This is a genomic window from Dehalococcoidia bacterium (assembly GCA_030018455.1).
GTDB lineage: Bacteria > Chloroflexota > Dehalococcoidia > DSTF01 > JALHUB01 > JASEFU01.
This window is the reverse complement of record JASEFU010000001.1, coordinates 176,759-191,853: the sequence shown is the minus strand read 5'-3', so window position 1 is coordinate 191,853 and position 15,095 is coordinate 176,759. Positions and strand designations below refer to the sequence as shown.

The following is a 15,095-nucleotide window of genomic DNA, read 5'->3' as shown; positions in this document are numbered from 1 at the left end:
GACAGAACCTCGTCCGTCCGGTGGGGAGGACGCCCGCAGCGATGCGAAAGAGGCCGTCGCTGTGTTACTATGCGTTCGAGGAGATGAGCTCAGGAGGGGGCGCATCGCGCTCGGGTGAATGTCTAAGGATCACAAGGAGAGCCTGAACCCGATTCACCTGATCGTTCAGCACCGGCTCCCGCTTCAGTTTCTCATCTCCGCGGTCTTCATCGGCATACTGATCTGGCGGGTCGACATCCGCCAGACGATTGAGACCTTCGGCGCCGTTAATTACGGCTGGGTGCTGCCCGCTCTTATTGTCTTTTCCCTCTCCAAGCTGCTTCATTCCATTCGCTGGCAGATGCTGCTCAAGGCGACGGAGCGCGCCCCGGTGGCCGAGCTCTTCGGCATCTACCTGGTGTCGAACATGACGAACAACGCCATCCCCTTTCGCGCCGGCGATGTGCTTCGCATCCAGGTGCCGGCGGAACGCTTCGGGATACCGCGCGCCGAGCTGACCTCCTCCGTCATCGTTGTGGAGACGGTGTTCGACGCGTTCACCTTCTTCGTGTTGCTGCTCGCGGTGCTGACTTTTCTGGGGCTGCCGGCGGTACCGGCGCAACTGGTCCTCGGCCTTTCGTTGGGCGCGCTCACCGCCTTCATCGGCCTGCTGCTTATCGCGCGCATACGGCCGCCGCGTCACCTTGCCGAGTCGCGGTGGACGCGCATCTTCTCGGACAATGCCCGCCGCCGCATCGCAGAGATCGTGCCCCAGTTGCTCGAAGGGCTTCAGGCGATGCGGGAGATGCCGCGGCTGGGAAGGGTGCTCGCAATTTCCTTTCCCGCCTGGCTGGTGGAGGCACTGATGTTCTGGCTGCTCGGACTCGCCTTCGGGCTGGGCCTTCAGCCGCACGAGTACATCGTCGTGATGATCGGCGCCAACCTCATCGTCTCGCTGCCGATAACGCCCTGGAACCTGGGGACATACGAGTTCGTTGTCCAGGAGGTGGCGGCAGGCCTGGGCGCGAACCGATCGGTGGCGGCGGCGTACGCTTTTGGGACGCACATCTTCACCATCATCTGGATCACGATCACAGGGCTGCTCGCGGTCTGGTTCCTCAACCTGAGCCTCCGCGACATCATGTCCTTGGGCAGGAAAGAGATGCGCGGCGGAGAAGAAATGAAGGGGTCGGCGGTGGAAGGTCCCGCAGAGGAGGGAGAGGATGAGGAAGGGCCGCAAAGGTGGCCGGGGATGGGGTAGCGCTAGTCGAGCGCTCGCAGTCGCGGGGAGACAATAGCCGCCCCGGCCGTCAGGACCAGACAGACGGCGCCCATAACGAGTAGGCCCGTCTGCGCGCCGAGAGCGGACGCGAGCGCGCCGGCGATTACCGCGCCCAGCGGTACCAGCCCCCTGTCGAGGCTCACCACGCTCATCACCCTTCCCTGAAGCTCCGGCGGGCTGTTCTCGAGCAGAATCGTCGTCGTCAGCGCCATGTAGGAGACGCCGGCCGCCCCGACGATGATCAGCGTGACTATCGTGAGGGCGATCCACGTGCTCTGCGACGTGAGGATGAGGGCGCCGCTGAACACGCCGAGAAACGCCAGCAGCAGGATGCCGCGCCGCTCGAAGCGCTGACGCGTCGCCATCGCGAGGGAGCCGATGAGGGCGCCCACGCCCGTCGTCGCCACGAGCCAGCCCACACCCGAATCGCCGAGGCCGAGCACGTCTATCGCCAGCAGCGGTACAAACACGCCCTGGTACGGAAAGCCGAAAACGAAGAGGATGAAGGCGAGCGCAACGACGTAGACAAGGTGGCCGCGGGTGACGAAGGCCAGCCCCTCGCCGAGCTCCCGCAGCCACGAAGCGCCACCCTCGACAGCCGTCCTGACCTCCCGTTCGACACGGATCGCCCACGTGACCGCCATCACGCCGATGAAGAGTATCCCGTTCATCAGATAGACGCCGCCGATGCCGAGCGGTATGAGAAGGACGCCGGCAAGCGCCCCGCCGCCGATTCGCATCACGTTCATGGCGGCCGTGTTGAGGGCGACGGCATTGAGCAGCGCCTCCTGCGGCACCAGCCGGGGGATGAGCGACTGCCGCGCCGGCTGGTTGAACGACATCGAGGTGCCACTAATGAAGGCGGTGACGAACACGTGCCACACTTCGACGGCGCCGGAAAGGACGAGAAAGGCGAGCGCGAAGTGGGTGGCCATTGTGACCGCCTGTGTCGTCAGCAGGAGGCCCCGCTTGTCCATGCGGTCGGCGGCTACGCCCGCCACCAGGCCGAAGATGAGCATGGGGGCCATGCGCGTCGCCATCACCAGGCCGACGAGGAACGCCGATCCCGTGAGGTCGAGGATGAGGACGGGCCTCGCGACCTGCTCCATCCACAGCGAAGCGGAGTGTCCGAGCTGACCCAGCCACATGTAGCGGTAGTTGGAGTAGGCGAGGGACGAGAAAGTGGCCGCGCTGGGCAGCACACCCGCGCGCGCTCGCTTCGCCGCCGCCGCGGGCCGAGCGGCAACCTCCGAATCGATGGGCAGTTCGGCTTCTGTTTCCAAGGCGGTCAGACCGGTTCGGCAGATGTCACGCCCGGTGGCCGGGGGTCCGTCAAGACGTTGACGCAGGCGGGCTTGCCGGAAGCAAAGGCCCGCTCAAGGGCGGGACGGATCTGCGACGGCTCCACCACGAACTCGCCGTGTCCCCCGAGCCCCTCGACTACCTTATCGTAGCGGGCGTTGTCGGCAAGGAGCGAGCCTATCACGCCCTGGTCGCCGTAGGCTTTGAGCTGGGCCATTGCTATCTGGCCCCATTGGCGGTCGTTCCCTACCACGGACACGACGGGCAGCCCGCAGCGGACCATGGTGTCGAACTCGAAGCCGTTCAAGCCGAAGGACCCGTCGCCGTTCACCATGAGCACGCGCTTCTCGGGATGCGTAATCTGCGCGGCAATGGCGAAGCCAGTGCCCACGCCCAGCGTGCCCATCGGGCCGGGGTCGAACCACTGGCCGGGGTTATTGACCGGCAGCACCTGCGAAGCAAGGTTGACGATATCGCCGCCGTCACCGACGACCAACGTGTTGTCGTCGACGAACGCGGCCATCTCGTTGCAGAGGCGCAGCGGGTGAATAGGAACGGCGTCCGATTCCAGCCAGCGGCGGCGCTCCTCCTCGATCCGCTGCTCGCGATGCCGGAGGTCGGCGACCCACTCGCGCGGCGGCGCCGTCTTCTCGCCGAGGTCCGCGAGCAGGGCGTCGAGCACGAGCCGCGCATCGCCCTCGATGCCGACGGTGTAGCTGCGGTTGCGTCCGATCTCGGCGGGGTCGATGTCGACGTGGATGACGCTACGTCCCTCGGGGACGTCGCGGCCGTAGCCGAGGCGGAAGTCGAGCGGCACGCCGAGAATGAGGACGGCGTCGGCTTCGGTCAGCGCGGCGCGCCGCGTGCGGGAGAAGAAGAGGGGGTGGTCGCGGCGGACGCAGCCGCGGGCCATCGAGTTGAGGTAAACAGGCGCCTGCAGCCGCTCGACGAGCAGTCGCAACTGGTCGTGGGCCTCCGACCAGTAGACCTCGCTGCCCGCGATGACGACGGGACGTTCCGCCTTCGCCAGCAGCCGCGCCGCTTCAGCGATGAGCGTGGGGTCGCCGGCGACGCGTCCGGCCGGGCGGTAGTTCTCACGGATCCGGGCGAACGCCTCTTCCACCTTTCCGAACAGGACGTCGATCGGCAGCTCCAGGAAACAGGGGCCGTAGCGGCCGGTCATGGCGGTGCGGAAGCAGGTCGCCAGGTACTCAGGGATGCGCTCTGTGCGGTAGCAGGCGCCCGCCCACTTCGTGATCGGGTTCATGAGGTCGACCTGCTCCATCTCCTGGAGGGCGCCCATCCCGAGCTGCGATAGAGCGCTCGCGCCGCCGATGACGAGCATCGGACTGCGGTTGTGGTAGGCGTTGGCGACGGCGGTCACGATATCGGTCACGCCGGGGCCGGCGGTGACGACGGCGACGCCCGGCCGGCGCTTAATTCGCGCCCAGCCTTCGGCGGCGTGGCCGGCTGCCTGCTCGTGGCGCGTGTCAATGACTTTGATGCCGTGAGCGACGCAGGCGGTGTAGATGTTCATGATGTGGCCGCCCGTGAGGGTGAAGATGCAATCGATCCCTTCCGCTTCGAGCGCGCGGGCCACAAGCTCGCCGCCGTCAATCTCTGCCATCGCTTCTCTCCTTAGAAGTCGCGTTGCTTCGGTCTCCAAGTATACCCGAACTAAAGGGCGAGCGAAGCCAGCGCCGCGACGCCAAACCCGCCGATGACAACCGCCGACAGCAGACGCGCCGACCGCAGCGCCCGCAGGCCGAGGCGCGAGCGCAGGGCGCCGACGCCGCCGCTGAGCACCAGCCACCACGCGCTCGACCCCGCGAATACGCCGGCGACTAGGGCTACGGCAGGCGCGGTCCGTCCGCCCTCGCTCACGATGTCGAGTCCGGCGAAGACGGCGGCGAACGAGAGTATGGTCAATGGGTTGGTCAGCGTCAGAAGGAAAGTCGATGCGTAGGCGGAGACAAGTCCGCCTCTCGACGGAACGACTGCTGCCTGCGGCGGAGTGACGAGGGCCATTCGCAGCGCGAGGAAGCAAAGAAACAGCCCGCCCGCGAGCCGGAAAGGGTCGCTGTGGTCGACGAGGGCGTCGGATACGGCGGTGATGCCGAAGGCGGCGACGGAGGCGAAGGCAGCGTCGGCGGTGGCGGCGCCCAGTCCGCTGGCGAGGCCGGCGGCGCGGCCCTCGCTCAGCGTGCGCCCGATGCAGATGGCGCCTATCGGGCCGACGGGGACGGCGATGGCAAAGCCAATGGCGATGCCCTTGAAAAGGAACGCGAAGTCCAACAGCTCACCTATCGAGATTCAATGCCAGTGTAGCAGAAGCACCGGTGACCGGACTAGAAGAGGACCTGTTCGGCGACGAGGTCGGCGATCTCCCCGTCGTCCATCTGGAGGATGTCTTTGCACACCTCGAACGTGTGCTCGCCGAGACAAGGCGCAGCGGAGCGCAGGCGGCCCGGCGTCTTCGAGAGGCGGAAGCCGGGGCCGTCGTAGGCGGTGAGCCCGGCCTCGGGGTGCTCCAGGTAGACATAATATCCGCGCTCCTTCAGGTGCTCGTCGTTGTCCAGCACGTCCTGCGCGGTCTGGACGGCGCCCGCGGGCACGCCGTGGGCCTGCAGCAAATCCATCACATCGTGTGCGGGCTTGTCCCGCGTCCACTCTCCGATGCGCCGCTCCAGCTCGTCTTCGTTCTGCTTGCGGCCGAGGAGGGTGGCGAACTTCTCGTCGCGGCACCAGTCGGGGTTGCCCATCGCTTCGCAGAGCCCTTGCCACTGCTCGTCGGTGAATACCGCGATGGCGCACCAGCGGTCGGCGCCCGGCCGCTCGAGGGCGTCCAGCCCCAATTCGAGCCACAGCGGGAGGGCGACCCGTTGGCAGGGGAAAGCGTTGTGAGGCGCGGCGTTCGGCACGCGGTTCCCCGCGCGAGTCTGGACGCGGCCGTTCACTGTGTAGTCCATCAGCGCCGGCCCGAGCGCGGAGACGGACGACTCGATCTGGGCAAGCTCGATGCGCTGGCCGCGCCCCGTCTTCCGGCGGTAGCGCAGGGCGGCGAGTATGGCGACGAGCGTGTGGCCGGGGTTGACGACGTAGTCGGGGTAGTTGGTGCCGAGGCCGACGGGCTCGCGGTCGGGGAAGCCGCTGAGGTGGTTGTAGCCCGCGACCGGTCCCAGCACGGCGCCGAAGCCCAGGTAGTCGCGGCGGGGGCCGTCGAGACCCTGCATGGGCGTATAGGCGGCGATGATGTCGGGGTTCACCTTCACAAGGTCGTCGTACGTCAGCCCCCAGCGCTCCACCACGCTCGGGGTGAAGTTGTTGACGAAGATGTCCGCCCAGCGGACAAGCCGGTAGGCGATCTCGCGTCCCTTCGGCAGGTTAAGGTTCAAACTGAGCGAGAGCTTGCCGGGGTTGTAGTTGTTGAACCAGCCGCTGACGTTGTAGCCCGTCTTATCGGGAGGGAAGGGCGCCAGTGAACGGAGGCCGTCCGGGCGCGACTCCGACTCGACGCGCACGACCTGCGCCCCGAACGCGCCCAGCAGCCTGGCGGTGATCGGGCCGACGCCGAACCAGCTGAAGTCGGCGACCTTCACTCCCTCGAGTGGCAGCTTCTCGCTCATCAGATCACGCCCGCGCCCGTCAATGTCAAAAGTTCGTCCGGGCCGATGCCCACCTCGCCGTATACTTCGGCGTTGTGCTCGCCGAGGAAGGGCGGACGGCGGCGGATGCGCCAGGGCGTCTCGGAGAGGTGGACCGGCGCCCCCGGATAGCGCAGCGTCTCCCCCAGCTCGAGGTGCGCGACGTCCTGGAAGTAGCGGCGATAGTTGAGCTGCACGTCCTCGACCAGGTCCTTCGGGGTGCTGACCATGCCGATTAGCAGGCGGCGTCGCTGCGCTTCGTCGTATATCTCCACCTTTGTGCGCCGGCCCAGGAAATCGCTCAGGACCTCGTGGATGCGGGCAAGCGGCGCCGCCAGACGTTCTATCGCCTCCGCGTCCGCGACCGACTGCGTGATCAGCGGCAGGCCCAGCTCCTGGATCAGGGAGAAGTACGGCTCTTCCGTGAGGTCCTGCGCTTCCCCTTCCTCGATCATCCAGTCGAGCATGACGGGCCAGGGGGCACCGCCGGGTGTGCCGAGGTAGCAGAAAACGTAGCCGTCTTTGCAGGCGTAGTTGCCGATGCCGGGCACCTGGAGCATGGGGACGCGCCAGGCGCCGATGCGACGCCGCAGCACCTTCTGCATGTCCCACGTCTGGGCGGCCGTCTCCTGGGCGAGCGCGAGCGCCTCCTGCATCGACACGTCGACCTGCTGGCCCTCGCCGGTCACGTCGCGGTGATAGAGGGCCATGAGAATGCCGGACGCCGCCTGGATGGAGGCGGAGATGTACCCTTGATTGCCGTAGATGCGGTTCGGCGGGTCGTCAGGCTCGCCGGCGAGCCACATGACGCCGCTCATCGCCAGGCCGACCAGGTCGCACCATTGATAATGGCTGTGCGGGCCCCACTGGCCGAAGCCGGTGATGGAGGCGAGGATGATGTCGGGTCTGATCCGACAGAGATGCTCGTAGCCGAGGCCGAGTGAATCCAGGTGGCCGGGTGGGAAGCTCTCGACGACGACATCGGCGGTGGCGGCGAGCCGCTTGAAGAGGGCGCGGCCGTCCGGGTTTTGGAGGCTGAGGGTGATGCTGCGCTGGCTGGTGGTGAGGTTGAAGAAGTAGAGACTTTTCTCGGGGTCGATTTCGTCGTGGTAGAAAGGGCCGGAGCGACGCCCCGGGTGCCCTTCCGGCGGCTCGACCTTGATCACGTCGGCGCCCAGGTCGGCGAGCAGTTTGGCGCAGTAGAGGCCGATCTCACCGGAAATGTCGAGGACGCGGATGTCGTTGAGGGCCGAGTCGTCGGTCAAGGTTCCTGCTTTCGCAATGCGAGGGCGGCGGCCGCCTTGAGGAGATTCTACCGGAAACGGGGCCGTTGTCAACGGCGGCGTTCGTTCGCGTTGACGCGGCGGCGGGCGAACACGTATCCTATACGTTGTTGACGCGTCCGCGCGGCCATCTGGTCCTCAGAGTCGCTTTCCCAGCCCGCCACCGACCAGCCTCCATGGAGACGAGCGAATGGTTGATGCCCCGGAAGGAGCCAGCGAACCCCTCTTAGCTGAAGGGGTCAGACCGGGCCTCGCCGTCGACGCGAAGCCCCGAACCGATAGCGGCTGGGTGAGGGCCTTCGCCACCCTGCGTAATCCCCATTTCCGCATGTACTGGATGGGGATGCTGGCCTACTTCATGGCGATGAACATGGGGCAGATCGCGCGCGGCTGGCTTGCGTTCGATCTCACGGGACGGGCAGCGGCGCTCGGGGTCGTCAGCCTGGCCTGGGGAGCGCCGATGACGCTGTTCTCGCTGCTCGGCGGGGCGATTGCCGACCGCAGCGATAAGCGTCTGCTGACACTCGGAAGCCAGGCCGCGCTGTTCGCGCTTGCCATAAGCGCGGCCGTTCTCGTCCACACCGGCGCGATCCAGATATGGCACCTGGCGGTGCTCGCCTTCCTCGAGGGCACCGTTTTCTCGTTCGCGATTCCCGCCCGGCTGGCGTGGGTGCCGGAGCTGATTGAAGAGGGCGAGCTGATGAACGCCATCGCCCTCAACAACGCGGCGATGCAGGCGACCCGCATTGTCGGGCCCGGCCTGGCGGGTGCGCTCATCGGCGTGCCCTTCTTCGGCATGACGGGAACGTTCTACCTGATCGCCTGCTTCTACATCGTCGTCTTCTTCTGTATGTTGCAGGTCCCATCGACGGGCATATCGGACGCGGATTCGAGGCTGTCGCTGGCGACGAGGATGATGGCGGGAGTGCGCTACATCGCCGGCCACGACGTGCTGATGGCGCTGCTCATCCTGGCGCTCTTGCCGGTGCTCCTGGGGGCGCCGTTCCAGATCATGCTGCCCGTCTTCGCCGAAGACGTGTACGGTGTCGGGCCGGGCGGTCTCGGCGCCATGGCGACGATGGCGGGGATCGGCGCGACTGCGGGTTCGTTGCTCATCGGTTCCCTGGGCGACTTCAACCGGCGGGGGACGGCGCAGTTCTTGACGGGCGTGGTGTTCGGGATCGGGCTGTTCCTGTTCGGGCTGGCGGGCAGCTTCGCGATGTCGCTGCCGGTGCTGGCTCTTCTGGGGATGAGCTTCACCAGCTACATGGTCATCAACAACACCCTTGTCCTGACCACGGCGGAGCGCCGCTATCACGGACGGGTGATGGCGGTCTACATGCTGACGTGGTCGATGATGCCGGTGGTGGCGATGCCGGTGGCCGCGCTGGCCGATGTGGTGGGCGTGCAGGAGGTGGTGGTGGGGCTGGGGGTGACGCTGGTAGTGCTGATGGTGGCGATGCGGCTGTTCTACCCGAACTATCACCTGCTGAACGCGCCAGCGCGGGCGCTCGCCGTCGAAGAAAGCGGCGAAGCCTAGCCCGGCCGCTTCCTCAAGGCCGTCTAGAATGGCGCTTAGTAGGCTTCTTCGCGCTCGCTCGCCTCTGATTCACCGGCGATGAGGCGGAACTCCTCTTCTGCAAGCGGGGCGAGCTCGCCACGACGGTGCGCGTCGAACAGGGCGAACAGGTCGCGCTTGTGCGGCCGCTTCCGCCCGATGGGGCACGCCTCCCAGTCCTCGTACGTCTCGTCGCAATAGCCCACGCGACGCTCCCCGCACTTCGGCTGGAGGTGTCGCGCCAGCTCGGGGGCGACGCGGTTCACCTCCGCCCGCATGAGGGACGCCACCTTGCGGAACTCCCACTGCGCGCGCGTGCACAGACGGAGATCGCAAATGTGAAGGAGCGCCTGCAGATTTACGGTGACCTTGAAGTTGGTGTGGGCGGCGTTCGGTATGAGGAAGCGGGCGTCTTCAGCGGGGATGCCGGCGTCGACCATCTCCTGATAGAGGCGCCCGATATCCGCGAAGGCGTCCCGCAGCTTGTCTTCGTAGCCCGCCTGCCGCACCGTCTCCGGCACCGTGTGGGGGAACTCGCCGCCCTTGAAGACGACGTAGCGCTGGCTCTGCTGCTCGAAGCTGATGCCGACCCGGTGTCGCACGAACTGGTGGCTGAAGGCCCGGCTTACGCCCGAGATGGCGAACTCGAACCAGACCTGCTCGAGCGGCGAGGCGTGGCCCGTCTGTAGCCGCTTTTCGACGAAGTCGAGCATCTGCTGTCGCGTGATGCGCTCGGCCTCGATGCGCTCGCCTATCTCCTGCGGCGTCAGCGAGGAGTACGCGGTACGGAAGGCGATGTAAAGGGAGCGTATGGGGTCGTGGGTGTGGTCGAGGAGCTTGACCTGGACCGGCAAGGGAGACCTCCGCGGGTGATGAGAGCCTGATGGCTGACTCGCACATGTATTGTAAGTGAGGCCGAGTCAACGGGCTAGTGTGGGCACGAGTGATAGAATAGCTCTTAGCAGCGCCAGAGTCGACGGCGCGTGGACGGCAACGGCCTTCTTCCTCCATCGAGGCGTGACATGGAGAAGAGTCCCGCAGGCGAGTCTCCGGATTCCACCCCCGTCCCCTCTCCTGAGACGCCGCTGTCCGACCTGTGGGCGCGTCTCGACGCTTCCGAGGAAGGGCTAACCGACGAGGATGCGACGAAGCGTCTCACTGAGTACGGCCCCAACGAGCTGCCGGAGAAGGAAGAGAACCTCGTCACCAAGTTCCTCTCCTATTTCTGGGGCCCCATCCCCGTAATGATCGAGGTTGCGGCTATCCTCTCGGCCACCCTCCGTCACTGGCCCGACCTGGCGGTCATACTGGCGCTGCTGCTGCTGAACGCCGTCGTCGGTTTTCGGGAGGAGTTTCAGGCGGCGAGCTCAATCGCGGCCCTGAAGGCCCAACTGGCGCCCAACGCGAGGGCGAAACGGAACGGCAAGTGGCGAAGTATCCCCGCGCGCGAGCTCGTGCCCGGCGACGTGGTGCGTCTGCGCATCGGCGACGTTGTGCCGGCGGACGCGAGGCTATTCGAAGGGACGGCGCAGGTGGACCAGTCGGCGCTGACCGGCGAGTCGCTGCCCGTGGACAAGAAGAGCGGGGACGTCCTCTATTCAGGCTCCATCTTGAAGCAGGGCGAGGTAGATTCCCTGGTCTATGCGACGGGGCGAGCTACCTACTTCGGCAAGACGGCGCAACTTGTCGAAGAGGCGGAGACGCGAAGCCACTTCCAGCAGGCAGTCGTAAGGATAGCGAACTACCTGATAGCGGTCGCGCTCACCCTTGCCGTTCTGATACTGGGGGTCTCCGCGGTCAGAGGGAACCCGCTGCTGGAGATGATCCAGTTGGCGCTCGTACTCACCATCGCGTCCGTGCCTGTCGCCATGCCGGCTGTCATGTCGGTGACCATGGCGCTGGGCGCGCGAAGGCTGGCGAGGCAGGAGGCGGTTGTTACGCACCTGCCGGCGATAGAGGAACTCGCCGGCATCGACGTGCTCTGTTCCGACAAGACGGGCACGCTCACCCAGAACCGGCTGACGGCGGGCGACCCGGCGGCTGTGGACGGCCCGGCGCGTGAGGACATACTCCTGGCGGCGGCGCTCGCTTCTCGCGAAGAAGACCAGGACCCGATAGACATGGCCGTGCTCAGGGGGGCCGACGGCGTCGTGGCGCCCGGATTTCACGTGACCGAGTTTCAACCGTTTGATCCCGTGAGGAAGCGCACCCAGGCAACGGTGGAGGCGGCAGACGGAACACGGTTCAGAGTCACCAAGGGGGCGCCGCAGGTCATTCTGGCACTGGACCCGCAAGCGCCCCGGTTGGAAGAGAAGGTGACGGCGGTGGTCGGCGAGTTCGCCGGGCGTGGGTTTCGCTCGCTGGGGGTCGCACGGGCCGACGACGAAAGCGAGTGGCGCTTTCTCGGCGTCATACCGTTGTACGACCCGATTCGCGAGGACTCAAAGGAGACGGTGGAAGCGGCCGAGGCGATGGGCATTGAGATCAAGATGGTGACCGGTGATCAGGTCGCCATCGCGAAGGAGGTGGCGAGAGAGCTCGGTCTGGGCGAAAACGTGCTCGATGCCAAGGTGTTCGACACCGACATCCGGGACTCGCCGGAGCGGCTCGCGGCGCTGGTGGCGGCGTCGGACGGCTTCGCACAGGTCTTCCCCGATCACAAGTACCGCATCGTCGAAGCGTTGCAGGCGAAGCGGCACATCGTGGGGATGACCGGTGACGGCGTCAATGATGCGCCCGCCCTCAAGAAGGCCGACGCGGGCATCGCCGTCTCCGGGGCGACCGACGCCGCCCGCGCCGCTGCCGACATCGTGCTGCTGCGGCCGGGCCTGGCGACGATAGTGGACGCTATCAAGGAGAGCAGGCGCATATTCCAGCGGATGACGAACTACGCAATCTATCGCATCGCGGAGACGTTCGCGCTGCTTGTCTTCCTCGGCCTCTCCATCCTCATCTTCAACTCCCGCCCCGTGACGGCGACCATGATCGTGCTGCTGGCGATGCTGAACGATGGCGCCATACTCTCGATTGCCTACGACAGGGCCCGCTACTCAAACCGCCCCGAAGCATGGGACATGCGGGTGGTGTTGGGAATGGCTACTGCTCTTGGCCTGTTCGCCGCCGGCCGGTCGTTCGGCGCTTTCCTGCTGGCGGAAAGGGTGGTCGGCCTTGACAGCGAGGTCGCCCAGACCTTTGTCTACCTCAACCTGTCGGTCGGCGGGCATCTGACGCTGTTCGCCGCCCGCACGAGGGGCCCTTTCTGGTCGACGCGGCCGGCCTCCGTTCTGGTGGCGGCGGTTATGGGGACTCAGGTGCTGGCCACGATAATCGCCGTATCGGGGTTCCTGATGAAGCCCCTGGACTGGCGTTGGGCCGCTCTCGTGTGGGGCTACGATCTCGCCCTGTTCCTGCCGCAGGACTTCGTGAAGACAGCAGTGCATGGCCTGCTCCGGAGAGGCCGAGAGCGCAAGACAGCGGCCGCGCCGGCGGGCTAGTTGCTGCAGGCGCGGCCAGAATTTCGTAGGGGGACGGCGCTCAGGCGACGATGGCGCCCTTCGCGGCAGGCTGGCCGGCGAGGGGCGCGGGAACGGGAGTCAGAGCGCGCAGCGGCCTCACTGTGATACCCGACAGTATCTGCTGGTAGGCCCTCTCGTAAGCCTCGGCCATCTTCCCGGGCGAGAACCGATCCTCCACGACCTCACGGCAACGACGTGGATCAATGTCGTGCACGTGTCGCACTGCCTCGACCATCGAATCGAGATCGTCGACCAGGAAGCCGGTCTCGCCGTCAACGACGACCTCCGGCGCGGCGCCGCGCTGGAACGCGACCACGGGCGTGCCGCAGGCCATCGCTTCCGCAAGCACCAGGCCGAAAGGCTCCTCCCAGCACAGCGGAATGACGAGGGCGCGGGCTCTGGCATAGAGGGCGCGCTTCTGAACGCCTGTCGCTTCGCCGAAGAACGTGATCTGCTGCCCATCGATGAGCGGGGCCACCTGCATGCGGAAGTACAGCTCATCCGTCGGGTTGGGGTCGATCTTGCCGGCGATTATCAAGCGCATGCCCAGGCGTTTCGCGACTTCGATAGCGAGGTGGGGCGCCTTGTCGGGGGAGATACGGCTGAGGAACAGAAGGTAGTCGTCTTTCTCCTCCTGGTAGGGGAAGGTCTCCACGTCGATGGCGTTGTAGATCGTGCCGACGTAGTTCTCGTTCGCGATTGCTGGCATGTTCGCCTTCTCGGCGTCGCTAATCGTGTTATACCAGCCGTCGTAGTGGTCCCAGATGATCTTCGTGTCGGGAGTGATGAGATTGTGCATGGTGGTGAGCATTGGAACGTCTGCCAGGTGGCTCATCGCCATGACGATCTCGGCGTTGTGGTTGTGAATAATGTCGAATAAGGACGCTTCTTTGAGGGCGAGCGCCGCGTGAAGCAACTGGTAGGGCAGCTTGTCTTCGAGGTCGTCAGCGGTGCGCAGACTGCGCGGATAGATGGAGAAGAGATCCGCGCTGGTCCGGGAGTCGCCGCTGGCAGCGAGGCGCACGGAGTGGCCGCGCCGCACCAACTCTTCGCAGAGCACGCTGACGACCGCCTCTGTCCCACCATAGGCAAGGGGAGGCACCCGCTCCCAGAGAGGCGCAATGTGGAGAATCTTCATTCGCACGCCTCCTTTCCTGCGTGATGAAGGTAACCCCTTCCTGCAACCCGGTAGTTATTACGAGGGGACCGCGGGTGATCTATCCTGAAGCTAGGTCAACGAGGGAACCATCACCGATTATACTACGCGTTTGCCCGCCTGGCAACCCCCGAGGCAAACGACGTAACTGCCCGTGCGCTGCTCCGACGCGCACAGCCCGTCGAGGGCGTATGCGTCAGAGCGCGGCGAAGGCCGTTCCCTGCCAGAGGATGACCGTCAGGGCGCCAACAGATATGAACGGCGCGTACGGTATCGGGTCGCGGCGGCCCTTCACCCGCAGTACAAGGAGAATGAACGCGGAGACACCGCCCGCCAGCGCCATGAGGATAAGCGTGGGGGCGATGAGCGGCCAGCCGACGGCAAAGCCGGCGAAGGTGGCGAGCTTGACATCGCCCAGGCCCATGGCGCCGCGCGAGACGATGAGCGCGAACAGCATCAGCCCGAACGCTACGCCTCCGCCCGCAATCGCCGAAAGGAAGTCGGCCCCCGGCATGATGGCGGCTACGAGCACGGCGAAAAGGATAGCAGGGTAGGTGATGACGTTCGGGACACGGAAGGTGGCCAGGTCGGTGGCGGCGCAGGAGACGAGGACGGCGGCGTAGACGGCTATCACCGCAACCTGCGATACGTCCTGGTAACGGAACGCCGCCCCGACGATAACGGCGAGCGCTACGGCGGCAAACAGCAACCGCGGCCAGGGACTGCGGGCAAAGGCGGAGGCGGAGGGGGAGAGCGGCGCCATCTCAGCGTCATCCGGGCCGCCGGCTCCGGACGAAACACGGGAAGCGGTGGCAAGACGTCGCTGTCTCCCGATTACCAGCTCGTTGCGCCAATTATGCTGCATTCGTCGCTCCGTAAGGTGAGGTGGTGTCTCTAGTAGAATCGGCAGGTGCGGCAGCCGGCGGCAGTGGGCAAGGGCGCATTCGACGTTCGACCGTCAGTCAGAGCGGGGACGGAAGCGCGGGATGGTGCAGTCTTCGGTGATCGCGTCGAAGACCACTTCGACCGGCTGGCCCACGCGAAGCTCCTCGTTCCCGCAGCCGACGATGTTGCTCACCATGCGTGGCCCTTCTTCCAGTTCGACAACCGCTACGTTATAGGGTATGTCATCGGCGAACGCAGGATGTAGCTGCTGGTGCATGATGACGTAGCTGTAGATGCTGCCGCGCCCGCTCCCCTTCACCCATTCGTAGTCGTCCGACCAGCACTCGGGGCAGGAGGGACGCTCGGCGAGGCGGTAGGCGCCGCAGGATAAGCAGCGCATGAGCATGAGCTCGTGACGCTTCGCCCCCTCGAAGAAGGGCTCTGAGATGGGACCGGGCAGCGGTACCGGCTTCTTGTATTCGGTCATCTGC

Annotated in this window: 12 protein-coding genes; 3 read left to right on the top strand and 9 right to left on the bottom strand. The window is 65.9% G+C overall.

Translation table 11 applies throughout. From position 1 onward, the window contains the following. Positions 1-118: 118 nt before the first annotated feature. Positions 119-1,240, top strand: a complete 1,122-nt coding sequence (locus QME71_00925; protein MDI6856869.1) for a lysylphosphatidylglycerol synthase transmembrane domain-containing protein — start codon at positions 119-121, stop codon at positions 1,238-1,240. A gap of 2 nt (positions 1,241-1,242) precedes the next feature. On the opposite strand, the gene QME71_00920 is transcribed toward QME71_00925, so the two are convergent. Genes QME71_00920 through QME71_00900 form a run of 5 tightly spaced genes read right to left on the bottom strand, consistent with a single transcriptional unit; the run spans position 1,243 to position 7,472 of the window. Further along, positions 1,243-2,544 (bottom strand): MFS transporter, encoded by a 1,302-nt coding sequence (locus tag QME71_00920; GenBank protein MDI6856868.1) that lies wholly within the window; start codon positions 2,542-2,544, stop codon positions 1,243-1,245. Between the two features lie 5 nt (positions 2,545-2,549). After that, positions 2,550-4,190 carry a thiamine pyrophosphate-binding protein gene (locus QME71_00915; protein MDI6856867.1) on the bottom strand — a complete coding sequence of 547 codons (1,641 nt, stop codon included), beginning with the start codon at positions 4,188-4,190 and terminating at the stop codon, positions 2,550-2,552. A 50-nt stretch (positions 4,191-4,240) separates the two neighbouring features. After that, positions 4,241-4,858: a LysE family transporter gene (locus QME71_00910; protein MDI6856866.1), complete on the bottom strand. Its 618-nt coding sequence runs from the start codon at positions 4,856-4,858 to the stop codon at positions 4,241-4,243. Between the two features lie 53 nt (positions 4,859-4,911). Further along, a complete protein-coding gene (locus tag QME71_00905; protein MDI6856865.1) occupies positions 4,912-6,189 on the bottom strand; it encodes a CoA transferase in 1,278 nt (425 codons plus the stop codon). Next, the gene (locus tag QME71_00900; GenBank protein MDI6856864.1) at positions 6,189-7,472 is read right to left on the bottom strand and encodes a CoA transferase; all 1,284 of its coding nucleotides are present in this window, start codon (positions 7,470-7,472) and stop codon (positions 6,189-6,191) included. The genes QME71_00905 and QME71_00900 overlap by 1 nt, the downstream gene beginning before the upstream one ends. 208 nt (positions 7,473-7,680) lie before the next feature. Here QME71_00900 and QME71_00895 point away from each other — a divergent pair, with 208 nt between their 5' ends. Beyond that, the gene (locus QME71_00895) at positions 7,681-9,030 is read left to right on the top strand and encodes an MFS transporter (GenBank protein MDI6856863.1); all 1,350 of its coding nucleotides are present in this window, start codon (positions 7,681-7,683) and stop codon (positions 9,028-9,030) included. Positions 9,031-9,065: 35 nt separating this feature from the next. On the opposite strand, the gene thyX is transcribed toward QME71_00895, so the two are convergent. Beyond that, positions 9,066-9,902: an FAD-dependent thymidylate synthase gene (gene thyX, locus QME71_00890; protein MDI6856862.1), complete on the bottom strand. Its 837-nt coding sequence runs from the start codon at positions 9,900-9,902 to the stop codon at positions 9,066-9,068. Between the two features lie 168 nt (positions 9,903-10,070). Here thyX and QME71_00885 point away from each other — a divergent pair, with 168 nt between their 5' ends. Next, positions 10,071-12,542, top strand: coding sequence for a plasma-membrane proton-efflux P-type ATPase (locus tag QME71_00885; GenBank protein MDI6856861.1), 2,472 nt, complete (start codon positions 10,071-10,073; stop codon positions 12,540-12,542). A gap of 40 nt (positions 12,543-12,582) precedes the next feature. Here the strand turns inward: QME71_00885 and QME71_00880 are convergent, their stop codons facing one another. The 3 genes from QME71_00880 to QME71_00870 all read right to left on the bottom strand — a co-directional run bounded on the left by QME71_00880 (position 12,583) and on the right by QME71_00870 (position 15,091). Next, entirely contained in the window at positions 12,583-13,701 is a 1,119-nt protein-coding gene (locus QME71_00880) for a glycosyltransferase family 4 protein (GenBank protein MDI6856860.1), read from the bottom strand. 214 nt (positions 13,702-13,915) lie between these two features. Next, complete coding sequence (locus QME71_00875; protein MDI6856859.1) at positions 13,916-14,584, bottom strand: A24 family peptidase; 669 nt, start codon at positions 14,582-14,584, stop codon at positions 13,916-13,918. 93 nt (positions 14,585-14,677) lie between these two features. Then, the gene (locus QME71_00870; GenBank protein MDI6856858.1) at positions 14,678-15,091 is read right to left on the bottom strand and encodes a Zn-ribbon domain-containing OB-fold protein; all 414 of its coding nucleotides are present in this window, start codon (positions 15,089-15,091) and stop codon (positions 14,678-14,680) included. Positions 15,092-15,095 lie beyond the last annotated feature (4 nt).

Bases quoted from the DNA above. Each gene is read 5' to 3' on its own strand.
- QME71_00875 (MDI6856859.1), bottom strand. From the start codon at position 14,584: ATGCAGCATAATTGGCGCAACGAGCTGGTAATCGGGAGACAGCGACGT.
- QME71_00895 (MDI6856863.1), top strand. From the start codon at position 7,681: ATGGTTGATGCCCCGGAAGGAGCCAGCGAACCCCTCTTAGCTGAAGGG.
- QME71_00885 (MDI6856861.1), top strand. From the start codon at position 10,071: ATGGAGAAGAGTCCCGCAGGCGAGTCTCCGGATTCCACCCCCGTCCCC.
- QME71_00870 (MDI6856858.1), bottom strand. From the start codon at position 15,091: ATGACCGAATACAAGAAGCCGGTACCGCTGCCCGGTCCCATCTCAGAG.
- QME71_00925 (MDI6856869.1), top strand. From the start codon at position 119: ATGTCTAAGGATCACAAGGAGAGCCTGAACCCGATTCACCTGATCGTT.
- QME71_00880 (MDI6856860.1), bottom strand. From the start codon at position 13,701: ATGAAGATTCTCCACATTGCGCCTCTCTGGGAGCGGGTGCCTCCCCTT.
- QME71_00905 (MDI6856865.1), bottom strand. From the start codon at position 6,189: ATGAGCGAGAAGCTGCCACTCGAGGGAGTGAAGGTCGCCGACTTCAGC.
- QME71_00915 (MDI6856867.1), bottom strand. From the start codon at position 4,190: ATGGCAGAGATTGACGGCGGCGAGCTTGTGGCCCGCGCGCTCGAAGCG.